This window comes from Rhodovulum sp. DZ06 (assembly GCF_050586345.1).
Lineage (GTDB): Bacteria > Pseudomonadota > Alphaproteobacteria > Rhodobacterales > Rhodobacteraceae > JBOCEF01.
In genome coordinates, this window is record NZ_JBOCEF010000039.1 from 1 (window position 1) to 22,783 (window position 22,783).

Genomic DNA, 22,783 nt, shown 5'->3' on the forward strand with positions numbered 1-22,783 from the left:
GAGGGGGGGGGGACCCTCCCCCCCCTGGCAACTCTCCCGGGGGAGAGGTTGTGGGTTTGGGGGGGGGGTGGGGCCTGGCGTGGGGGGGTGGCGCGCCCCGGGCCCATGACATGCACGCCGGGGCGCGGGCTTTCCGTCGCTGGAATGCAATGGGGGGCGGGCGGCGCCCCCGGTCGCCGGGGAGGCAGGCCCCGAGATGTCAGGCCCTGGAAGCCGGGCCCCTGGGAGCCAGGCCCCGGCGAGTCACTCCCCGGGGATCAGGCCGAGGCCGCGCAGGTACACCAGCGTGCCGCTCTCCAGCAGCTCCTCGGGCGAGATCGGCGAGCCGAGCCCGGCCGAGTTGCGCTCGAACAGCTCCACCACCCCGTGCGACATCGCCCAGACATGGGCCGACATCATCCGCGCCAGCGGCGCCTTCTCGGGGGCCATGCGCGCGATCAGCTCCTCGGAGGCGCGGCGCATCGCGCCCTGCGCGCGCTCCGCCTCGGCCCGCAGCGCCGGGTCGCTGTCGAGGTCGAGCCCCGCCTCGAACATCGAGATGTAGTAGCCCGGCTCGCGCCGCGCGAAGGCGAGATAGGCGCGGCCGACCCGCTCGAACGCCGTCAGTGGCGAGGGCTCGCCGCCGTTCCAGGCCGTCTCCAGCAGGTCGGCGAACAGGGCGAAGCCGCGCCGGGCGCATTCGGCGATCAGCGCCTCGCGCGAGGGGAAGTGGCGATAGGGGGCGGCGGCGCTGACCCCGGCTTCGCGCGCGACCTCGGCGAAGGAGAATCCGTGCGGCCCGGTGCGGGCGATCATCGCCAGCGCCGTCTCGACCAGCGCCTCGCGCAGGTTGCCGTGGTGATAGCCGCGCTTGCCGCCGGGCGAAGCGCCGGAGCCGTCCTGGGTTCGGGTCATGACAGGGGAATAAGCGCGCCCGGGCCGCGGGGCAACAGGCGGCGGGCGCGGGGCGGCGCGGCGCGGCGGGGTGCGGGCCGGGTCGGGATCGGCCCGGGGCGGAGAAGTGCCGCCGGGCCGGGATCGCGAAACTGGAGTGGGGGTGCGCGATCCCGGGCCCGGGGGCGAGTACGGCGTGTGGGCGCCGTCGTCCGTCGGTCAGGGTCCCCTGTGCGCCGCCCCGAAGAGGGGGGTGGGCGGTCGCGGCGGGGGTCGAGGGGGGTCGACCGATGCGTCTCTCTCGACAGACGTTGCGCCGGGTTTTGTACGCTTCCGGCAGGTACGCCGTTCCCTTCAGGGAACATGAACACGTTCTACATACAGCCCTGAGGCGAGCATCCCCCCCTTGGGGGAAGCAATGGTTCACATTCGGTTAACTAATTGAGGGATTCCGGTGGTCGCTTCAGGAAACCATTGGGTATCGGCGCTTTTTGCGCTGACGTTGACGTGCGCTGGATGAACGGGGACGGCCCGCGGGCTTCATGAACGCGTCGCTGGCGGGGCGGGCGGGCAGGGGCGCCGACCGGCCGCGCGGGCTGGGGGAATCAGCGCGCGGGGGGGGAATCGGCGCCGCGCGGCCGCCCCTTCCATTGCCGCGCGGGGGGCGGGTTGATACATCCCTGTCCGATCTGAACGTCCCGACCCTTTCCCCGCCGCGGAGACCCCCCTTGTCCCAGGACCCGAACGCGCCCCTGGCTGCGCAGCAGACCGCGCCCCAGACCGCGCCCCAGAGCGCGCCCCAGTCCGCGCCCCAGGCCGGATCCCAACCGGGCGCCTCCGGCACGGAGCGTCCCAAGTCGAAATCCGTCGGCGCGCTGCGGGCGCTCGGCCCGTTCCTGCGGCCCCATGCGCGGCTCGCCTGGATGGCGGTGGCGATGCTGCTGCTGACCACCGTCCTGAACCTCGCGCTGCCGATGGCGGCGGGGCGGGTGGTCAACGGGTTCTCGGCCGAGGACGTGTCGCTGATGGATCAGTATTTCGGCGCCGCCATCGCCATCGCGGCGGCGCTGGCGCTGGCGACGGCCTGCCGGTTCTACCTGGTCACGCGGCTGGGCGAGCGGGTGATCGCGGACCTGCGCAAGGCGGTCTATGACAAGGTCGTCGGCATGTCCCCGGCCTTCTACGAGAACCTCATGACGGGCGAGGTCCTCTCGCGCCTCACCACCGACACCACGCTGATCCTGTCGGTGGTCGGATCCTCCGCCTCGATCGCGCTGCGCAACATGCTGCTGCTGGTCGGCGGGCTGGGACTGATGTTCTGGACCTCGCCGAAGCTGGCGGGCTACGCGCTGCTGATCGTCCCCCTCGTGGTGCTGCCGATCCTGGTGCTGGGCCGCCGGGTGCGGGTGCTGTCGAAGGAGAGCCAGGAGCGGGTGGCGGCCTCCTCCGGCGCGGCGTCCGAGACGCTGCTGGCGGCGCAGACGGTGCAGGCCTACACCTCCGAGGACCAGAGCCGCGCCCGCTATGGCGCGCTGGTGGAACAGGCCTTCGACTTCGCCCGCGGGCGGATCCTGGCGCGGGCGCAGCTGGCCGCGATCATCATCTTCCTGGCGTTCACCGGCGTGGTGGGCCTGCTGTGGATCGGCGCGACGGATCTTCGGGCCGAGCGGATCACGGAAGGCGAGCTGGTGCAGTTCCTGATCTACTCGGTGATGGTCGCCGGCGCCGTCGGCGCGATGTCCGAGGTCTGGGGCGAGGTGCAGCGCGCCGCGGGCGCCACCGAGCGGCTGGCCGAGCTGCTGGCCGCCGAGGACACGGTGCGCCCGCCGCAGACCCCCGCGCCGCTGCCCAACCCGGCGCGCGGCGAGATCGCGCTGAAGGGCGTCACCTTCCGCTACCCGACGCGCCCCGAGCACAAGGCGCTGCATGAGGTCTCGCTGACCGTGCGGCCGGGCGAGACGGTGGCGGTGGTCGGCCCCTCGGGCGCCGGCAAGACCACGCTGTTCCAGCTGTTCCTGCGCTTCTACGACCCGGACGAGGGCGCGGTGGAGATGGACGGGGTGAACGTGGCCGAGGCCGACCCGACCGAGCTGCGCCGCCGCTTCGCGCTGGTGGCGCAGGACCCGGCGATCTTCGCGGACACGGTGGCCGCCAACATCCGCTTCGGGCGCGAGGACGCGACGGACGATGAGGTGCAGGCCGCCGCCCGCGCCGCCGCGGCGCATGACTTCATCGCGGCGCTGCCCCAGGGCTACAGGACCCAGGTGGGCGAGCGGGGGGTGATGCTCTCGGGCGGGCAGAAGCAGCGGATCGCGATCGCCCGCGCCATCCTGCGCGACGCGCCGGTGCTGCTGCTGGACGAGGCGACCTCGGCGCTGGACGCGCAGTCCGAGCGGCTGGTGCAGGACGCGGTGGACCGGCTCTCGGCCGGGCGCACCACGGTGGTGATCGCGCACCGGCTGGCGACGGTGAAGCGGGCCGACCGGATCGTGGTGATGGAGGGCGGCCGGGTGGTCGCCGAGGGCACGCACGAGGCGCTGGTGGCGGAAGGCGGGCTGTATGCGCAGCTGGCGCGGCTGCAGTTCACCGACGGCTGAGGCGCGGCCGCCGGGCCGGAGAAAAGGGTGGGGCCCCGCGGCGCGCGGGGCCCTTTCTCGTTGCGGCGGCGCGGGGGGGAGCGCGCGGCCCTCGCCGTCCTTCGTCCGGCATCGGCCCGCCCGCCCGCGCCGTTCCGGCGCTTCCCCCCTTGGCGCTGCGCGCCGGGGGCGCTCCGCTGGGGCCGTTCCGGCGCTTCCCCCTTGCGGCGCTGCGCGCCGGGACGCTTCGCTTGGGGCCGTTCCGGCGCTTCCCCCTTGCGGCGCTGCGCGCCGGTCAGCCCTCCAGCGGCGTCGACATACGCGCCGTCGCCTCGCCGGGCCGCGACAGGCCGATCTCCCGCTCATAGAGGCGCACGTCGTGCCAGTCCTGGCGGTAGAGGGGCGGCGAATCGGCGGTGGCCTGGTCCCACTCGGCGCAGACCCGCTCGAAAATGTCATAGCCCTGGGCCTGGTCCTCCGCGTCCACGTTCTCGCGCCGCGAGACGGTGATCGAGATCCGGCGCTTGATCGCGGCATAGCGGGCGGCGGCGTGGTGATGCTCGGTCGAGCGGGTCTGGAACCCCAGGAAGGTCAGCACCGCCGCCACCGGCGCCGCCATCGCCAGCGCGATGCGGGTGAAATCCATCGCCGCCCCGGTCAGCCAGGGATTGGCCGCGCCGTTCGCCTCCACCATGCCCGTCAGCGCCGCCGACAGCGTGGTCAGCGCGATCATCGCCCCGCCCCACAGGTATTTCTTGCGCCGATAGCGCACGCAGGCGCGGAAATGGGACTTCTCGATGGCCCGCGTGCGGGCGTGCCAGCTTTTCAGCATCTGGATGTCGTCCATGGGCGCCTCCCCGGCCGTCGCCTCCCGCTTCCCCTGCGGAAGGGCGCAAGCATGACCCTGCGGCGCCCCGCGGCCAAGCCTGCAGGGGGGACGGCCAGGAATAATTCACCTGCGAAACGATATTTCGATTTCTTGCCGCGGTGACGTGGCTTCCCCGTTGCGCGGGCTTTCCGCAAACGTCATGTAAGAAGGCGCGGACCGTCCCACGGGGCGGGTTCCCACGGCGCCTCGTTCGTGGGAGCGTCACGAAATCAAGGACGCGCGGGGGCGCGGCCGGGGCAGGGGACGTGGGAGCGTCCGCCCCGGGGCCGCGCCCGCCGCGCGCGTGCGAAGCGCGCCGGCATGGCCCGTCCGGCGCAGGGGAGGAGAAGCGACCGATGGCCCATGACATGAGCGCCGTGCGCGACCAGTTCGCCACCATGGCCGACAAGGCCGCCATGGAGGCGGTTCCGATCGCCGAGCGCTGGAGCGCGCTGACCGTTCACGACATGCTGGCCGAGACGGCGGGCAAGCACCCGGACCGCCCGGCGGTGACCTTCCAGATCAAGTCCGGCCCGAAGGACAAGGCCGAGACGCTGACCTGGCGCCAGTACCTCGAGAAGGTGAACCAGGCCGCCAACATGTTCCGCCGCTTCGGCGTCGAGGGGCAGGACACGGTCGCCTACCTGCTGCCGAACTCGAACGAGACCGCCATCACCCTGATGGCGGGCGCCACCGCGGGCATCGTCTGCCCGGTGAACCCGCTGCTGGACGCCGAGCAGATCGCCGCGATCCTGCGCGAGAGCGGGGCGAAGGTGCTGGTCACCCTCGCGCCCTTCCCCAAGACCGACGTGGCCGAGAAGGCCGCCGCCGCCGTGGCGCTGGCGCCGAACGTGAAGACGGTGCTCGAGGTCGACCTCAAGCGGTACCTCTCGCCGCCGCTCTCGTGGATCGTGCCGCTGATCCGCCCGAAGGTGGCGGCGACGCATTCGGCGCAGGTGCTCGATTTCAACGCCGAGATGGCGAAGGAGCCCGCCGCCCTCGACTTCGCCGAGGACAAGGACACCGACCGCATCTGCGCGCGCTTCCACACCGGCGGCACCACCGGGATGCCGAAGATCGCGGAACATGCCCATCGCGGGATGCTCTACAACGGCTGGGCCTCCTCGGCGCTGCTGTTCACCGAGGAGGACACGCTCCTCTGCCCGCTGCCGCTGTTCCACGTCTTCGCGGCCTACCCGATCCTGATGTGCTGCGTCGCCTGCGGGGCGCACATGGTCATGCCCACCCCCGCCGGCTATCGCGGCGACGGGGTGTTCGACAATTTCTGGAAGCTGGTGGAACGCTGGGGCGCCTCCTTCATGGTCACCGTGCCCACCGCCGCCTCGGCGCTGATGCAGCGGCCGATCGACGCCGACGTCTCCTCGCTCAAATACGCGCTCTGCGGCTCGGCCCCCCTGCCGCAGGAGCTGTTCAAGCGCTTCGAGGCCGCCACGGGCGTGAAGATCCTCGAGGGCTACGGGATGACCGAGGCGACCTGCCTCGTGTCCTGCAACCCGGTGGACGGAGAGCGCAAGATCGGCTCGGTCGGCCTTCCGTTCCCCTACACGGATGTGCGGATCCTGCATTGCGACAGCGTCGGCAACGTGACGAAGGAATGCGGGGTGGATGAGACCGGCGAGATCTGCGTGATCAACCCGGGCATCCGCCTCGGCGCCACCTACAAGGAGCCGGAGAAGAACGTCGACCTCTACGCCAATGGCGAGATGCTGCGCACCGGCGACCTGGGGCGGATCGACGCCGACGGCTATGTCTGGATCACCGGGCGGGCCAAGGACCTGATCATCCGCGGCGGGCACAATATCGACCCGGCCGAGATCGAGGAGGCGCTGGCCGCCCATGACGCGGTGGCCTTCGTCGGCGCCATCGGCCAGCCCGACGCCCATTCGGGCGAGGTGCCCTGCGCCTATGTCGAGCTGACCGAGGGCGCGACCGCCACGGTCGAGGAGCTGCGCGCCTTCTGCGAGGCGCGGGTGCATGAGCGGGCCGCCTGGCCCAAGCATATCGAGGTGCTGGACGAGCTCCCGAAGACCGCGGTCGGCAAGGTGTTCAAGCCCGCGCTGCGCAGCCTCGCGATCCAGCGGATCTACGGCGCCGCGCTCGACAAGGCCGGGATCAAGGCGCAGATCGCGGTGGTCGAGGACAAGAAGCTGGGCCTGGTGGCCGAGCTGACCCCGCACGAGAACCACCTCGACGAGGACGAGTGCCGCAAGGCGCTGGGCGACTTCCCGCGGCCGTTCAGGATCAAGGGCTGACGCCCGGGCCGCATCAAGGGCCGAGGCCCGGGGGCATCCCCGCCGGGCGATGAAACGACGAAGGGGGAGGCCGCGCGGCCTCCCCCTTCGTGCTTTTCACGCGGCCCCCGGCTCAGGCCGGGGTGCAGGTGATCCAGACGCTGCGCGCGGCCCGCTCGGTCCCGTCCGACAGCGTCACCGTCCCGTCCGAGGGCGCGCCGCGGCTGCGGGCCGTGTCGGCGGCGCCCTTGTCCTTGTGCCGCCGGCAATAGCGGTCGGCGCGGGCCATCACCTCGGCATCGCTCACCTCGTCGGGGAAATAGGTGATCTCGAGGTTCGACAGGTAGCCGTAGGATTCCACCCCGAAGATGCCATGGATCCCCGGCCGGTCCGCCGGCGGCTGGAACAGGGCGCCGACGGCGATGGCGCGCTCGGCGTCGGTCATCGGCCGGGGCGCGGCGCAGCCCGCGAGGGCGAGCAGGGCGGTGGGAAGAAGAACGAGTGCACGCATCCTGCGCCTCCTGGTTGCGCCCGGCGGGGCTGCCGGGCGGCGGGAGATTGCCGCCGCCGCCCGCGCCCGGCAAGGGGGCGGATCACTCGGGCAGGCAGGTCACCCAGATCGTGCGCATGTCGCGCGTCGTGCCGTCCGCCAGCTCCACCGGGCCGTCCTTCGGCTCGTATTTCAGGCGGGCCTTGTCCGTCGCGCGCGACGCGGTCTGGCGCGCGCAATAGGCGTCGGCGCGGGCCATCACCTCGGCCTGGGTCACCGCGTCGGGATAGAAGCCGATCTCGAGGTTCGAGAAGAAGCCGAAGGATTCGATCGCGTAGACGAAGTGCAGCCCCTGCTGCTCCGCCGGGCTCGGGAAGAAATAATTGAGCCGCGCCAGCCGCGTCTCCTCCCGCTTTTCGGGCGACTGGGCGCAGCCCGCGACGGCGGCGGCGACGAGGAGGGTTGAAGCAAGAAGGCGAGCGGATTTGAAGCGCATGTCGGCGGTCCTTTTCTTGGTGTCGCCGCGCACTCTTCGGGCATTTTCAGGCGGGGGCAAGCGGTTTGACCGTCTCAGCCGAGGAACCGCTTCACCTCCCGCGCCACCGCCCCGGGCTGCTGGTGCAGGATCCAGTGATCGGCGTCCGGGAATTCCACCATCTCGAACCCCGCGTCGCACAGCGCCTCGATCCCGTCCCGCGCCTCGGGGCGCAGGGCGGTGTCGTTCGCGCCCCAGATCAGCAGGTGGGGCATGGCGATGCGCATGGCGTCGGCGGGAAGGTCGGGCAGGCTTTCCGGCGCCGCCGCCTCGCCCGCCGGGGGAACCACGAGGGGCGTCGCGCGGTACCAGTTCACCATCGCCTTCAGCGCCCCGGGGCGGGACCATTCGCGGATATAGGCGTCCGCCGTCTCGCCCTCGAACCAGGACATGTCCATGCCTTCGGCGAACATCCGGCGCAGCAGGGCGCAGTCGTTTTCCAGCAGCTTGTCCTCGGACCCCTCGCGCCGCAGCCAGGTGATGTATTGCGAGGCGTCGGTCTGCGCGCCCCCGGCGGCGAGGGCCTTCTGGAACGGGATCGGGTGGACGCCGTTGGCGATCACCAGCTTCTCCACCAGCTCCGGCGCGGCGATGGCCAGCGCATAGGCGACCGAGGCGCCCCAGTCATGGCCGAAGACGAAGGCGCGGCCCTCCGGGCGGTAATGGGCGATGATCGCCGCCGCATCGCGGGCCAGCTTGCCGCCGGTGTAGCTCGGCGCCCCCTCGGGCTTGTCGGACCGGCCATAGCCGCGCTGGTCCGGGGCGACGCAGAAATACCGCTCGGCCAGCAGGGGCATGATGTCGGCCCAGCCGCCGGAATACTCGGGGAAGCCGTGCAGCAGCAGCAGCAGGGGTGCGTCCGGCGGCCCGTCCACGCGGGTATGGAACCTCAGCCCGTTCGCCTCGATGGTCTCGCTTCGCATGGCGGTCCTCCCTTCCGCAGTTTTGCAGGCAGGGGGCCACCGAAGGGCGGCGCGGTCAAGGGGGGCGCTGCGTCAGTGGGGGCGTCAGGGGGGGGCGTCAGTCGCCGCCGGTGTCCCCCGGGCGGCTCTCGCGCAGCTGGCGGATCAGGAACAGCACGGGGGCGAGGCCCACGAGGATGATCGCCAGCGCCGCCGGGCCCGCCGCGGACAGGTCCTCGAGCGAGGCGGCCGAGTAGACCCGCGTCGCCAACGTGTCGAAGTTGAAGGGCCGCAGGATCAGCGTCGCGGGCAGCTCCTTGGCGCTGTCGACGAAGATCAGCAGCGCCGCGGTCAGCACCGAGCCGCGGATGATCGGCAGGTGCACCCGGCGCAGCGCGCCCGAGCGGTTCTCGCCGAGCGCCCTTGCCGCCATCTCCATCGACGGGGTCACGCGCCCCAGCGCCCCGTCCACCGCGCCATGGGCGACGGCGGCGAAGCGCACGACATAGGCGTAGATCACCGCGGCGGCGGAGCCCGTAAGGATCAGCCCCGGGTCCCAGCCCGTCGTCTCCCAGATCGAATCCGCCACGAAGGTGTCGATGGTCGAGGCCGGGATCAGCACGCCCACCGCCAGCACCGCGCCCGGCGCCGCGTAGCCGATCGCCGCCGCCTTCGCCAGCCAGCGCGGCGCGGCCGAGCGCGAGGCGCGGGCGCCGTAGACCAGCAGCACCCCCGCCGCCGCCGCGATGCAGGCCGCCAGCGCCGAGAGCCATGAGGTGTTGAGCGCGGCCTTCCAGAAGCGCGGCTCGGCCCACTGGCCCATCTCGTCGAAGGCATGGGTCGCCATCACCCCGACGGGCAGGAAGAAGCCCAGCGCCACCGGCGCCGCGCAGGCCGCCGTCGCCGCCCAGGCCGAGGCGCCCGACAGCGCGCGCCCCTCGATCGGGCGGTAGCGGCGGGACATGTTGTGATAGCGCCGGCCCTTGCGGGACGAGGCCTCGAGCCCCATCAGCGCGAAGACGAAGATCAGCATCACCACCGCGATCTGCGCCGCGCCCCCGGCGTTGCGGGACTCGAGCCAGACCGAGAACACCCCGGCGGTCAGCGTCTGCACCGCGAAATGATCGACGGCGCCGAAATCGTTCAGCGTCTCCATCATCGCGATGGCGGCGCCCGCAGCGACGGCGGGGCGCGCCAGCGGCAGCGCCACCCGCCCGAAGGCGCCCCAGGGCCCGCAGCCGAGCGAGCGCGCCACTTCCAGCGCGCAGACCGACTGTTCCTTGAACGCCGCGCGCGCCAGCAGGTAGGTGTAGGGGTAGAGCGAGAGGGTCAGCACGAAGCCCGCCGACCAGATCGAGCGGATCTCGGGGAACCAGTAATCCTGCGCATTGCGCCAGCCGAACGCCTCGCGCAGCGCCGTCTGCACGGGGCCTGCATATTCCAGCAGGTCGGTCAGCGCGTAGGCGCCGATATAGGCGGGCATGGCGAGGGGGGCGAGCAGCAGCACCTCGAGCGCGCGGCGCCCGGGGAAGCGGGTCATCACCACCAGCCAGGCGGCGCCCGTGCCGACCATCGCGGCGCCGAGGCCGACCATGGCCATCAGCGCGACCGAGTTCAGCGCGTAGCGCGGCAGAACGGTGGCCATCAGGTGCGGCCAGATGTTCTCGGTCGGGAACAGGGCGATCCAGGCGACGGCGATCAGCGGCGCGAGGATGGCGAAGGCGATGACCAGGGACAGGATCGACCAGCCGTCCGCCCGCCGCCGCCGGGGGGCGATGGCGCTGTCATCGGCGGTCAGCGACTGGGCCGCGGCCTCGGCCGGCATCGGTATCCGATCAAAAGAGTCGGTCATGCGCCCTCGGTATCCCGGCGGCGACGGCCTGTCCAGCGCGGCATGGGGCGCGGCATGGGGGAGCGGCATGGGGCGGGGAGGGGGCGCGAGATTGGGCGCGGCTGCGGGGCCGCGGGCCAGGGCCGCGCGCGCGACGCGGCGCCTGCGGGGCAAGGGGAGAGGCGCCTGCGCGGCGCCGGGAGAGGCGTTGGGAGGGGCGGGGCCAGGCGGCCGGGCGCGGCGCAGGGACGGACCGGTCCGCCGGGCGGGGACGATTGCGATGTGCGGTCGGAGGCGGCGGCGGGGTGCGATGGGCGGCGTGCGGGCCCGGGCCGGGCGCGCGGCGCCGCTTCGCCCCGCTCAGAACTCCAGCCAGGCGTTCATCCGCAACGTGGTCTCGGGCCGTCCCTTCAGCACCTGCGCGCCCGAAAGCTGCAGCGTCATGCTGCGCCAGGCCCGCCAGGCCACCGAGGGCGCCAGCGTCACCGCGTCGGGCATCAGGTCCCGCCGCTCGGCCCGCAGCTGCACGAACAGCATCAGCGACCGCTCGGGCTTCAGGCCCACCGTCGCCTCGATCTTGCTCGACTCGCGCCCGTCCTCGGGGCGGAACTCGTGCCCGACATCCATCGCCAGCCAGCCGTCGCCGTAATCGCTCGAGAACCCGCGGCCGACATGCAGCGACGGGCGCAGGCGCAGGTCGGCGAAACCCTCGGGCCGTCCCTCCCACCCCGCGCCGAGGGCGCCGGAGACGACCGTGCCGCCCTCGGACTGCGCCAGCAGGCGGGTGAGGGTGAACATGCCGGACCACTCCCGCTCCTCCCCGTCATTCTCCCGGTACGCCTCGGCCCCGCCGGTCCAGCCGTCGCCGAGGCCGATCTCGGCGTAGATCTGCTCATACCGGTCGAAGGGGCGCGGACGCTCCCGCTCCGGGTCGCGCACGGCGTCGAGGGCGGGCGAGAACGAGAGGAACACCGAGCCTTCGGCCCGCGGCCAGGGCCCGGCATCGGCGGGCGCCGTGGGCGCGGCGGCGAGGAGGGCGGCGAGCGGCGCGGCCAGCAGCGCGGAGAGGCGGGGCAGGGGAATGGCGCGAAGGCAGGCGAGGCGGGCGCGGCGTCGCATGGCGGCGGTCCTTGGACAGGGGCGGGGCGGGTCGTCATCCAGCTTGTCCGAGTCTGGTTAACCGATGGTTTCCCATGTCGCCCGGACGCCCCCGCGAAGGGCGGGGCCGCCGCGCCGGCGCCCCGGCGCGCCTGCCCCGGTCCCGCCGCCTGTCCCGTCGCCCGTCCTGCCGCCCGTCCCGCAGTCGGTCCCGCAGTCGGTCCCGGCGCCCGGGGCGGCCCGGGGCCGTGCTTGGCCCGCCCCCAGCCCGCCCGCGGGCCGCCCCGGGGCCGCATTGACCCGCAGGCCCCCCGCCCATATGGTCCGCGCGCCCGGGGGACCGCCCCCGGATCGCGGCCCATTCCTCGGAAGGTTCCACCATGTCCGACGCCCCCCGTTCGTTCCAGGAGATCATCTTGCGCCTGCAGGCCTATTGGGCCCGGCAGGGATGCGCGGTGCTCCAGCCCTACGACATGGAAGTCGGCGCGGGCACCTTCCACCCGGCGACCACCCTGCGCGCGCTGGGCGGCAAGGCCTGGGCGGCCGCCTACGTGCAGCCCTCGCGCCGTCCGACCGACGGGCGCTATGGCGACAACCCCAACCGCCTCCAGCACTATTACCAGTACCAGGCGATCATCAAACCGAGCCCGCCGAACCTGCAGGAGCTGTATCTCGGCAGCCTCGAGGCCATCGGCATCGACATGGCCCTGCATGACATCCGCTTCGTCGAGGATGACTGGGAATCGCCGACGCTCGGGGCCTGGGGCCTCGGGTGGGAGGTCTGGTGCGACGGCATGGAGGTCTCCCAGTTCACCTATTTCCAGCAGGTCGGCGGGCATGACTGCAAGCCGGTCTCGGGCGAGCTGACCTACGGGCTCGAGCGCCTCGCGATGTACGTCCTCGGCATCGATCACGTCATGGACATGCCGTTCAACGACCCTGACGCGCCGATCCCGCTGACCTATGGCGACGTGTTCCGGCAGACGGAGCGCGAATACAGCCGCTGGAACTTCGACGTGGCCGACACCGAGACGCTGCTGCGCCATTTCGAGGACGCGGAGCGCGAGTGCAACGCGATCCTGGCCCAGCCCACGACCGACCCGAAGACGGGGCGCGAGATCTGCATGGCCCACCCGGCCTATGACCAGGCGATCAAGGCCAGCCACCTCTTCAACCTGCTCGACGCCCGCGGCGTCATCTCGGTGACCGAGCGCCAAGCCTATATCGGCCGCGTGCGCACCCTCGCCAAGGCCTGCGCCGACGCCTTCGTGACCACCGAGGCGGGCGGCGCCGAGGCGGCGGCGTGATCCGATGAACGGCAAGCTCCTCGCCGGCGGCCTCGCCGTCTTCGCCCTCGGCTTCGGCGGGGCGCTGTGGTGGTTCCAGACCCAGGCCTGGTATGACGAGATCACCGGGGTCGAGGCGGTGGACGTGCAGGGCTCGGACCTGCCCGTCGTCAACTATCGCGGCCTCGACGGCGACAGCTCGCCCCTGAAGCTGCGCGCCTGCTTCCGGGTGCGCGACGGCGTGGCCCCGGACGCGCTGGCCCATGTGAAGGCGGCCGAGGGCGCCACGCCCCTCGTCGCCCCCGACTGGTTCGACTGCTTCGACGCGCCCTGGATCCAGGCCGAGCTCGACGGCGGCGAGGCGCGCGCCGTGCTGGCCGCCGCGAACGAGCCCTGGGGGTTCGATCGCTACATCGCCTACATGCCCGACGGGCGCGGCTGGATGTGGCGCCAGATGAACCATTGCGGCCACGCCGTGTTCGACGGCAAGGACCTGCCCGAGGGCTGCCCGCCCAAACCCGAATGACCCCGGCCCGCCGCCTGCGCATCCGCGCGCGGGGCCTGACATGCGAAAGACCTGACCCATGGCCGACCTTCTGATCGAGCTTTTCTCCGAAGAAATCCCCGCCCGCATGCAGGCGCGCGCGGCCGAGGACCTGCAGAAGCTGGTGACGAACGCGCTGGTCGAGGCGGGGCTGACCTATGCCCATGCGAGCGCCCACGCGACGCCCCGGCGCCTGGCGCTGGCGCTCGAAGGCCTGCCCGCCGAGACCAAGCCGGTGCGCGAGGAGCGCAAGGGCCCCCGCGCCGACGCGCCCGAGAAGGCGCTGGAGGGCTTCCTGCGCTCCACCGGCCTGACCCGCGACCAGCTGGAAGAGCGCGACGACAAGAAGGGCAAGGTCCTCTTCGCCGTGATCGAGAAGCCGGGCCGCCCGGCGGCGGAGATCGTGGCCGAGGCGCTGGAAGGCGCGATCCGCAACTTCCCCTGGCCCAAGTCGATGCGCTGGGGCGCGGGCTCCTTGCGCTGGGTGCGCCCGCTGCAGTCGATCCTGTGCATCCTGACGGATGAGAGCGGCGCCACGGTCGTGCCCGTCGACATCGACGGAATCCGCTCCGGCGACGTCACCCATGGTCACCGCTTCATGGGCGCCCGCGATCTGAAGGTGAACAATTTCGACGACTACGCCGCGAAGCTCGAGGCCAACAAGGTGCTGCTGCGCGCCGAGGACCGGGCCGAGAAGATCCGCCACGACGCCGAACAGCTCGCCTTCGCCCAAGGTTTGGAAGTGGTCGAGGACCGCGGGCTTCTGGCCGAGGTCGCGGGCCTCGTCGAATGGCCCGTGGTGCTGATGGGCGAGATCGCCGACGACTTCCTCGGCCTGCCGCCCGAGGTGCTGCAGACCTCGATGAAGGAGCACCAGAAGTTTTTCTCGGTGAAGAACCCCGCCACCGGGCGGATCGAGCGTTTCATCACCGTCGCCAATATCGAGGCCCCGGACCACGGCGCCACCATCCTTGCGGGCAACAAGAAGGTGCTGTTCGCGCGCCTCTCGGACGCCAAGTTCTTCTGGGAGAACGACCTGCGCACGCCGATGGTGCAGATGGCCGAGAAGCTGGAGAACGTGACCTTCCACGCGCAGCTCGGGAGCCAGGCGCAGCGGATCGCGCGCATCGCCTCCCTCGCCGGGCTGATCGCGCCGATGGTCGGCGCGGATTCGGCGCTGGCCGAACGCGCCGCGCGGCTGGCGAAGGCCGACCTCAGCTCCGAGATGGTCTACGAGTTCCCCGAGCTTCAGGGGATCATGGGCCGTTACTATGCCGAGGAAGCGGGCGAGGCCCCCGAGGTCGCCGCCGCCTGCGCCGGGCATTACGCGCCGCTCGGCCCCTCGGACGACGTGCCCACCGCGCCGGTCACCATGGCCGTGTCGCTGGCCGAGAAGCTCGACATCCTCACCGGCTTCTGGGCGATCGACGAGAAGCCGACCGGGTCGAAAGACCCCTACGCCCTGCGCCGCGCCGCGCTGGGCGTGCTGCGGATCGTGCTGGAGAACGGGCTGCGCGTCCGCCTCTCCGGCCTGATCGACGCGGCGCAGGAGCAGCTGATGGGGCAGGGGAGCGGCCATATCGACGCCGCCGCCCGCGCCGACCTCCTCTCCTTCTTCGCCGACCGCCTGAAAGTCCACCTGAAGGGCGAGGGCATCCGCCACGACGTCATCGCCGCCTGCATGGCGGAGGGCGAGGACGACTTCGCCCCCCTTGTCGCCCGCGCCCGCGCGCTGCAGGGCTTCCTTGGCTCGGCGGATGGCGAGAACCTCCTCCAGGGCTGGCGCCGCGCCGCCAACATCCTGGCGGCCGAGGAGAAGAAGGACGGCGTGGAATACTCGCTGGATCCCATCGCCAACCTGGCGGAAGAGGGCGCCGAGAAAGCCCTCTTCGCCGCGCTCGACGCCGCCGCGCCCAAGATCGAGGCCGCGCTGAAGGCCGAGGACTGGGACGGCGCGATGACCGCCATGGCCGAGCTGCGCGCGCCCATCGACGCATTCTTTACGGACGTCGTGGTTAATGCCGAGAACCAGACGGTGCGCCGCAACCGGCTCTGCCTTCTGAACCGGATTCGCGCCCAGGTGGCGCCGGTGGCCGATTTCGGCGCGCTGGAGGGGTGAATCCTCCCGGGGCGGGACGAAAGCAGCGCTTTCGCTTCCGGTTTCCGGGCGCTAGACTCGCTGCGACGCAGCATGATGGTCAGGAAACCTGCCTTGGCGAGCTCGCCCGTTGATACCGCAGACCTGTCCCGCCATGCCCGACCGGGCGTGGGCGGGACGGGTGCGACGCCTGATCCCGGCCCTCAGGCCGCGCTGCCCGCAACCGATGCCGACACGGGCGTGGGCGCGGCCATGGGCGCGGGCGACGACGCGGACCAGCCCCCCGCGCAGGGCCCGGGGCCCGAGCTCCAGGACCTCGCCGCCGGGCTGCCGCTGGATCCCGCCCGCTACGGGCAGAAGGCCGCCAGCCTCTCGCAGCTCGCCGCCATGGGCGCGCCGACCCGGCCGGGCTTCGTGCTGGCAGAAAGCCTCGTGTCCCGCATCCCCACCGGCGGCGCCGAGGAAGCGGCGGAACTGATCCGCGCCGCCGCCCCGCGGATGCGCGACGGCGCCCTCTTCGCGCTGCGCGGCAGCCCCGCCGACCCCGCCTGGGGCGGCCCGCCCACGCTGCTGAACCTCGGCGTCACCGGCGATCGCCTTCCCGCCATCGCCGAGCGCATCGGCGCCCGCGCGGCGCAGGACCTCTACCGCCGCGTGATCCAGTCCTTCGCCGCCGGGGCCATGGATGCTGACCCCGACGCGTTCGAGGGCCTTCTGCATGACGCGCTGAAGGACGAAGGCGTCGCCACCGAGGACGCCCTGTCCCTCGATGCCCTCCAGCGGCTGACCGACGACTTCCTCGAGATGGTCGAGGATGAATGCGGCGAGCCCTTCCCCCAGGACCCGACGCAGCAGCTGACCCTCGGGCTCGAAGCCATGGCCCGCGCCTGGTCCTCCCGCTCCGCCCGCATCCTGCGCGCCGCGCGCGGGGGGCCGGAGACGGGGGGCCTCGCGATCATCGTGCAGGACATGGCGCTGGGCCTCGGGCGCGATGCGGCCGAGGGCGGCGCGCTCTGCGGCGCCGGGCGGGCCAGCTTCCGCGACGCCCGCTCGGGCGAAAAGCGCCTCGGGGGCCGCTGGCTGCCGCAGGCGCAGGGCGACGACGCGCTGGCGGGCCTGCGCCCGCCGCGGGTGGTCGGCGCGATGGAGCGGCTGAAGGAAGGCCAGCGGGACCGCTCGCTCGAGGAACTCGCCCCCGACCTGGCGGAACGGCTGGCCGAGATCGGCTCGGCGGTCGAGCGCGACCGGGGCGAGGCCTGCGAGCTGGAATTCACCGTCGAGCAGGGCGAGATCTTCATCCTCGCCGCCGCCCCGATGCGCCGCGGCGCGCGGGCGTCCGTGCGCATCGCCGTGGACCTTGCGCGCATGGGCGCCATCAGCCGCGAGGACGCGCTGCTGCGGGTCGAGCCGCGGGTGCTGTCCGAACTGCTGCACCCGACGCTGGACCCCTACGCCCGGCGCAACGTCATCGCCCGCGGGCTGGCCGCCAGCCCCGGCGCCGCCTCGGGCCCCATCGTCTTCACCCCCGAGGCCGCCGCCGCCGCCGCCGCCCGCGGCGCGCCCGCGATCCTGGTGCGGATCGAGACCTCGCCCGAGGATATCCGCGGGATGCACGCCGCCGCGGGCATCCTGACCGTGCGCGGGGGCATGACCTCGCACGCCGCCGTGGTCGCCCGGGGCCTCGGCGCGCCGGGCGTGGTCGGCGCGTCGGAGCTGGTGCTGGACCTAGAGGCGCGGACCCTGACCGCCCCCGGCGGCCTGACCTTCGGCGAGGGCGACCCGATCACCATCGACGGCTCGGCCGGAGAGGTCATGGCCGGCGCCGTCGCCACCATCCAGCCCGAGGAATCGGGCGCGCTGGCCGAGCTCATGGCCTGGGCCGACGATTCGCGCCGGATGCGCGTGCGCGCCAATGCCGACACCGCCCAGGACAGCCGCGTCAGCTTGCGCTTCATGGCCGACGGGATCGGGCTGTGCCGGACCGAGCACATGTTCTTCGAGGACGGGCGCATCACCCCGATGCGGCGCATGATCCTGGCCGATACCGAGGTGATCCGGCGCGAGGCGCTGGCGGTGCTCCTGCCCATGCAGCGCGGCGATTTCGCCGAGATCTTCCGCACCATGGCCGGGCGGCCCGTCACCATCCGCCTGCTCGACCCGCCGCTGCACGAATTCCTGCCCCACGGCAAGGCCGAGCGGCAGGAGCTGGCCGAGGCCACGGGCCTGACGCTGCAGCAGATCGACCGGCGCATCGCCGACATGGCCGAGTTCAACCCGATGCTCGGGATGCGGGGCTGCCGCCTCGGCGTCACCATGCCGGAAATCTATGAAATGCAGGCCCGCGCCATCTTCGAGGCGCTGGCCGAGACCATCGACGAGGCGGGCGAGCAGCTGGTGCGCCCCGAGGTGATGATCCCCCTCGTCTCCGCCCGCCGCGAAGCCGCGATGCTGCGCGCCGTCATCGACACCGTCGCCGCGGCGGTGGCGAAGGAATCGGGCCGCGAATTCGACTACCGCGTCGGCGTGATGGTCGAGACGCCCCGCGCCGCCCTGCGCGCAGGGGACGTGGCCGAGGACGTGGATTTCATGTCCTTCGGCACCAATGACCTCACGCAGATGACCTATGGCCTGTCCCGCGACGACGCCGGGCGCTTCATGCGCGAATACGTCAACCGCGGGGTGTTCGCCGAGGACCCGTTCCACACGCTCGACCTCGAGGGCGTGGGAGAGCTGCTGATGATCGCGGCCGAGCGCGCGCGCGCCCATGTCCCGGACATGTCCCTCGGGATCTGCGGCGAGCACGGGGGCGACCCGGCCTCGATCCGCTTCTGCGAGCTGGCGGGCTTCGACTACGTCTCCTGCTCGCCCTTCCGCGTGCCCATCGCGCGCCTCGCCGCCGCCCAGGCCACCATCCTGGCCCGCCGCGCGGGCGTCTCCGGCCCGCGGGCCGGGGATGCGCCGTCCGAGGCCGGCGGGGCCGGGGGCGCCGTGCCGCCGATCGACTTCGGAGCCTGACGCATGACCGACCTCGCCCACGCCGCGCCCGCCGCCGACGCCGGGGCGCCCGACGGCGCTTCCCTGCTCTCGGCGCTGCGCGCCGGGGGCAAGGCCGCGCTGGCCCGGTTCCTCGCCCGCTGCGAGTCGCATCCCGAGGCGGACGACGTGGTCGCGACCCTCGACGCGGCGCAGCTGGGCGGCAAGGGCCACGCGGTGGGCCTGACCGGCCCGCCGGGGGTGGGCAAGTCGACGCTCACCGACGCGCTGATCCGCGACTGGCGCCGCCGCGGGCTGACCGTGGGCGTGATCGCCGTCGACCCGTCGAGCCGCGCCTCGCGCGGGGCGCTGCTCGGGGATCGCACCCGGCTGACCACCGATCCGACCGACCAGGGCGTCTTCGTGCGCTCCATGGCCGCGCGCGACCGGCTCGGGGGGCTGGCCGAGCTGACCTGGCCCGCCGTGGTCGCCATGCGCGCCGTCTATGACCGGGTGCTGATCGAGACGGTCGGCGTGGGCCAGTCGGAAACCGAGATCGCCGACATGGCCGACACGGTGGTGCTGTGCATCCAGCCCGGATCCGGCGACGCGCTCCAGTTCATGAAATCGGGGATCATGGAGATCCCGCATTTCGTCGTCGTCACCAAGGCGGACATGGGCGGGCCCGCGCGCCGGGCGCTGTCGGACCTCAAGGGCGCGCTCTCGCTCGCCCCGCCGCGGCCCGACGGCTGGACCGCCGAGGCGCTGTCCTGCTCGGCCGCCGACGGCGCGGGCGTGGCCGAGACGGTTGACGCGGTGGAGCGGCGGATCGCCGGGCTCTCGGCCGAGCCGGGCGCCGAATCGGCGCGCCGCAGCGCCCAGGCCCGGGCCTGGGCGGCGCTGGCCTTTCGCGACCAGTTCGGCCGAAAGGGCCTCGCCCGGGCCGAGAAATCCCCGGCGTGGCAAGGGCTTGCCGCCGCGCCCTTCCGCGAATCCCGCGACCTGGCGCGCAGCCTGTCGGCGGCGCTCGACCTCGCGGAAGGGTGAAGGCGACCATCCGTTCGCGCCACGATCCTGCCCAGAAGTGGTTGCACATCTTCAACACTTGTGAACAAACGCCCGCCTAAATCGCGGCTGGGCGCGGTCGCCGCATTGGCGCCCACGTCCGCCGCAGGGCATTGTCGCCGCAGCTCCGGGAGGAGGCGCGCGCGCCAATGCGCCGTCGCGGGGGCGTATCGAAGATCGCGATGCGGCGAACGGGCCGGGTCGCGCGTTCTTGTATGTTTGGCAGGCCCCGCGTTCGGTAGGGGCCGGTCGCGCAACAGGCGAGACGTCCTGGCGAACAACGGTACGGACAGGTTTGTAATGAAGAAGACCTCTCACGCCCGCGGGCCGCGCGCCCTGGCGGCGGCGCTGCTCGCCGCATCCCTTCTGGTTCCGGCGCAGGCTGCGGCCGACGCCTCCCTCTTCGTGAAATCCGCGCTCGAGGGCGAGCGCGAGGCGCTGGCCGGCGTCATGAAGCGCCGCGGCGCGGTCGACACAGGCGCCGTCGCGGGCCGCGCCACCCCCCGCGCCGCCAAGACCGGGGGCTTCGATCACCTCGACCGCATGGACGCCGAGATCCGCCGCCTGACCGAGGCCCTCGGGGGCGGCGCCCCGGTGGCCCGCTCGGTCCAGTCGCAGGCGCTGCCCGCGGACTGGTCCGAGTTCCAGGCCGCCTCGGCCAAGGGCGGCCCGCAGTGGAAATGCCTGACCGAGGCGCTCTATTTCGAAGCGCGCGGCGAGGGGCTGGCCGGCCAGATCGCGGTGGCCGAGGTGATCCTCAACCGCGTCGACAGCCGCCGCTATCCCAACTCGGTCTGCGGCGTGGTCCGCCAGGGGGCCGAGAACCTCAACGCCTGCCAGTTCTCCTACAATTGCGACGGCAAGCCCGAACGGGTGGCCGACCGCCGCGCCTGGAACCGCGCGGGCCGCATCGCGCGCCGGATGATCGACGGGCGCGAGCGGGAGCTGACGCTCAACGCCACCCATTACCACAACACCGACGTCTCGCCCCGCTGGGCCCGGCGCCTGGTGCGCACCGCCCGGATCGGCGAGCACACCTTCTACCGCCTGCCGGACCAGGTCGCGCGCCGCTGACGCGCGCCCGCATCGCGACGCGACAGGCGGCCGCCCCCCCGGGGCGGCCGTCTTTCGTCATGGCCCCCGGGGCGCTGAACCTTTTCTTCACGGGTCCGGGCGATGTTCCACGTCCTGAACATGTGAAAGGGAGGGGCGTGATGGACCTGTCGGTTCTGGACATGCAGATCCGCGAGGCGCTGGACGCGCACGAGGGTTGGAAAGCGAAGCTGTCGGTGGCGGTGACCAGCGGCAAATTGCCGAAACCGGCGCGCGACATCGCCTGCGACGACCAGTGCGCCTTCGGCAAGTGGCTGCATTCGATGAAGCGCGATCCCGTCGTCTCGGGGATGAGCGGCTTTCGCAACACGATGGAGGCCCATGCCGGTTTCCACGAGGCCGCGGGCGCCGTCGCCGCGAAGGTGGAGCGGGGCGACAAGGCCGGCGCAGGGGCCGAGCTGTCGGGCGCCGCGTTCCGGCAGGCCACCAACGTGCTGAAATCCGAGATGCTGCTCTGGCGCCAGCAGGCGGCGCGCCAGGCCTGAGCGGACCGCGCCCGGCGCCCGCGCCCGGGGCTCAGGCCCCGGCGCGGATCGCCTCGGCCTCGGCCAGGGTCATCACCGTGCGCGCCGCGCGGGACGGGTCGGCCTGCGGGAAATCGCGGCGGTGATGCCCGCCGCGGCTCTCCTCGCGCGCCAGCGCGGCGGCGCCGATCAGCGTCGCGGCGGCCAGCATGTTGCGCCAGGACGCGCCCCCCTCGGGGCGGCCCGCGGCGGCGGCCACGCGCTCGGCCCGGTCGGCGTCTTCCAGGAGGCGCAGCAGGCGGCGCAGCCCCTCCGCGTCCCGCTCCACCCCCGCGTCGCGGTCCATGACCCGGCGCAGCGCCTGCAGGCGCTCGGGGTCCGGGCCGCGCCCGGCGCCCTTGCCCGCGCGCGCCAGCGCGGCGTCGGGCAGGGCGACCTTCGCGGCCTCGGTCCCGGCCAGGTCCTCGGCCGCGCGGGCGCCGAAGACCAGCGCCTCGAGCAGCGAGTTGGAGGCGAGCCGGTTCGCCCCGTGCAGCCCGGTGCAGGCGGTTTCCCCGGCGGCGTGCAGCCCCGGCAACGCGCTGCGTCCGCGCGCGTCGGTCAGCACCCCGCCCATGTGGTAGTGCTGGGCCGGGCGCACCGGGATCAGGTCATGCACCGGGTCGATCCCCGCGGCGCGGCAATGCGCGTCGATGGTGGGGAATTCCTCCGGGAAGCGGTCGCCGATGGCCGCCCGCGTGTCGAGGAACACCCGGGTCCCCGCCGCGATCTCGCGGTGGATGGCGCGGGCGACGATGTCCCGCGGCGCAAGCTCCAGCGCCGGGTCCACCCCTTCCATGATCCGCCGGCCCGAAGCGTCGACCAGCAACGCCCCCTCGCCCCGCAAGGCCTCCGAGGCCAGCGGCGTCGGGTCCCCGGGCACGGCGAGGCCCGTCGGGTGGAACTGCACGAATTCCGGGTCCCCGGCGGGCGCGCCCGCGCGGGCGGCCATCCCGAGCCCCTCGCCGCGCACCTGCGCCGGGTTGGTGGTGGTGGCGTAAAGCCCGCCGACCCCGCCGGTGGCCAGAACGACCGCCGAGGCGCGGATCGCCAGCGGCCCCGAGGGCGCGCGGCACAGAAGGCCCGCGACCCGGCCGTCGTCGGTCAGGATCTCCTCCGCCGTCACGCCTTCCAGCACCCGGATCGAAGGGGTCCGGCGCACCGCGGCCACGAGCGTCGCCATCACCGCGCGCCCGGCGCCGTCGCCGCCGACGCGGACCACGCGGCGGGCGGAATGGGCGGCCTCGCGGCTTTGGACATAGCCGCCCGAGGCGTCGCGGTCGAAGGGGGTCCCGAGGCGGGCCAGGTCCTCGATCCGCGCCGCGGCCTCCTCGGCCACCGACAGCGCGACGGCGCCGTCCACCAGCCCCGCGCCCGCGGCTGCGGTGTCGGCGGCATGCAGCGCCGGGCTGTCCCCGCGCGCCAGCGCCGCGGCGATGCCGCCCTGCGCCCAGGCCGAGCTCGCCCCGTCCCCGAGCGGCGCCGGGGACAGCACCAGGCAGGGCGCCGGGGCCATCTTCAGGGCGAGGAACAGCCCGGCGAGCCCCGCGCCCACGATCACGGGGGCGCCGGCGTCCATCACCTCGAGGGCCTGGGGCTGGTCGGTCATGTCAAAGGGGTCCGGGGTGCGGCCGCGGATCAGGGCCGGAGAGGGAAGGCGGCGCCCGGCCTGCGTTGGGGGGCGCAGGCCGGGAGCCTTGAGAACGCGGCCGCCGGAGCGGTCCGTCCCCCCACGCCGCCGCACGCCCAGTGTGCGGGTCGGCGCGGCTCGGCGCG

Annotated in this window: 17 protein-coding genes; 9 read left to right on the plus strand and 8 right to left on the minus strand. The window is 73.1% G+C overall.

The window, feature by feature from the left end; translation table 11 throughout:
• Positions 1-243 precede the first annotated feature (243 nt).
• Positions 244-894 (minus strand): TetR/AcrR family transcriptional regulator, encoded by a 651-nt coding sequence (locus tag ACQ5SO_RS15685; RefSeq protein ID WP_430942566.1) that lies wholly within the window; start codon positions 892-894, stop codon positions 244-246.
• Between the two features lie 854 nt (positions 895-1,748).
• Here ACQ5SO_RS15685 and ACQ5SO_RS15690 point away from each other — a divergent pair.
• A complete protein-coding gene (locus ACQ5SO_RS15690) occupies positions 1,749-3,470 on the plus strand; it encodes an ABC transporter transmembrane domain-containing protein (RefSeq protein ID WP_430942611.1) in 1,722 nt (573 codons plus the stop codon).
• Between the two features lie 274 nt (positions 3,471-3,744).
• Here ACQ5SO_RS15690 and ACQ5SO_RS15695 read toward each other — a convergent pair whose 3' ends face one another.
• The gene (locus tag ACQ5SO_RS15695) at positions 3,745-4,296 is read right to left on the minus strand and encodes an SLATT domain-containing protein (RefSeq protein WP_430942567.1); all 552 of its coding nucleotides are present in this window, start codon (positions 4,294-4,296) and stop codon (positions 3,745-3,747) included.
• A 377-nt stretch (positions 4,297-4,673) separates the two neighbouring features.
• On the opposite strand from ACQ5SO_RS15695, the gene ACQ5SO_RS15700 reads away from it, so the two are divergent.
• Positions 4,674-6,590 (plus strand): acyl-CoA synthetase, encoded by a 1,917-nt coding sequence (locus ACQ5SO_RS15700; protein WP_430942568.1) that lies wholly within the window; start codon positions 4,674-4,676, stop codon positions 6,588-6,590.
• 112 nt (positions 6,591-6,702) lie between these two features.
• On the opposite strand, the gene ACQ5SO_RS15705 is transcribed toward ACQ5SO_RS15700, so the two are convergent.
• The 5 genes from ACQ5SO_RS15705 to ACQ5SO_RS15725 all read right to left on the minus strand — a co-directional run bounded on the left by ACQ5SO_RS15705 (position 6,703) and on the right by ACQ5SO_RS15725 (position 11,446).
• Entirely contained in the window at positions 6,703-7,080 is a 378-nt protein-coding gene (locus ACQ5SO_RS15705) for a hypothetical protein (protein ID WP_430942569.1), read from the minus strand.
• An 82-nt stretch (positions 7,081-7,162) separates the two neighbouring features.
• Positions 7,163-7,555 carry a hypothetical protein gene (locus tag ACQ5SO_RS15710; protein ID WP_430942570.1) on the minus strand — a complete coding sequence of 131 codons (393 nt, stop codon included), beginning with the start codon at positions 7,553-7,555 and terminating at the stop codon, positions 7,163-7,165.
• A 74-nt stretch (positions 7,556-7,629) separates the two neighbouring features.
• Complete coding sequence (locus ACQ5SO_RS15715; protein WP_430942571.1) at positions 7,630-8,517, minus strand: alpha/beta fold hydrolase; 888 nt, start codon at positions 8,515-8,517, stop codon at positions 7,630-7,632.
• Between the two features lie 97 nt (positions 8,518-8,614).
• Positions 8,615-10,321, minus strand: a complete 1,707-nt coding sequence (locus ACQ5SO_RS15720) for an ABC transporter permease (RefSeq protein WP_430942612.1) — start codon at positions 10,319-10,321, stop codon at positions 8,615-8,617.
• Between the two features lie 366 nt (positions 10,322-10,687).
• On the minus strand, positions 10,688-11,446 hold the full coding sequence (locus ACQ5SO_RS15725) for a hypothetical protein (protein WP_430942572.1): 759 nt from the start codon (positions 11,444-11,446) through the stop codon (positions 10,688-10,690).
• 359 nt (positions 11,447-11,805) lie between these two features.
• Between ACQ5SO_RS15725 and ACQ5SO_RS15730 the strand changes: the two genes are divergently transcribed.
• From ACQ5SO_RS15730 to ACQ5SO_RS15760, 7 genes are all read left to right on the plus strand, one after another.
• Positions 11,806-12,732 (plus strand): glycine--tRNA ligase subunit alpha, encoded by a 927-nt coding sequence (locus tag ACQ5SO_RS15730; RefSeq protein ID WP_430942573.1) that lies wholly within the window; start codon positions 11,806-11,808, stop codon positions 12,730-12,732.
• Positions 12,733-12,736: 4 nt separating this feature from the next.
• Positions 12,737-13,237 (plus strand): DUF6446 family protein, encoded by a 501-nt coding sequence (locus ACQ5SO_RS15735; protein ID WP_430942574.1) that lies wholly within the window; start codon positions 12,737-12,739, stop codon positions 13,235-13,237.
• A 58-nt stretch (positions 13,238-13,295) separates the two neighbouring features.
• Entirely contained in the window at positions 13,296-15,374 is a 2,079-nt protein-coding gene (gene glyS, locus ACQ5SO_RS15740; RefSeq protein ID WP_430942575.1) for a glycine--tRNA ligase subunit beta, read from the plus strand.
• Positions 15,375-15,467: 93 nt separating this feature from the next.
• Complete coding sequence (gene ppdK / locus ACQ5SO_RS15745; protein ID WP_430942576.1) at positions 15,468-18,368, plus strand: pyruvate, phosphate dikinase; 2,901 nt, start codon at positions 15,468-15,470, stop codon at positions 18,366-18,368.
• A 3-nt stretch (positions 18,369-18,371) separates the two neighbouring features.
• Positions 18,372-19,373, plus strand: coding sequence for an ArgK/MeaB family GTPase (locus tag ACQ5SO_RS15750; protein ID WP_430942577.1), 1,002 nt, complete (start codon positions 18,372-18,374; stop codon positions 19,371-19,373).
• A 318-nt stretch (positions 19,374-19,691) separates the two neighbouring features.
• The gene (locus ACQ5SO_RS15755) at positions 19,692-20,465 is read left to right on the plus strand and encodes a cell wall hydrolase (protein WP_430942578.1); all 774 of its coding nucleotides are present in this window, start codon (positions 19,692-19,694) and stop codon (positions 20,463-20,465) included.
• A gap of 140 nt (positions 20,466-20,605) precedes the next feature.
• A complete protein-coding gene (locus ACQ5SO_RS15760; protein ID WP_430942579.1) occupies positions 20,606-20,989 on the plus strand; it encodes a CZB domain-containing protein in 384 nt (127 codons plus the stop codon).
• A 31-nt stretch (positions 20,990-21,020) separates the two neighbouring features.
• Here ACQ5SO_RS15760 and ACQ5SO_RS15765 read toward each other — a convergent pair whose 3' ends face one another.
• Positions 21,021-22,616, minus strand: a complete 1,596-nt coding sequence (locus tag ACQ5SO_RS15765; RefSeq protein WP_430942580.1) for an L-aspartate oxidase — start codon at positions 22,614-22,616, stop codon at positions 21,021-21,023.
• Positions 22,617-22,783 lie beyond the last annotated feature (167 nt).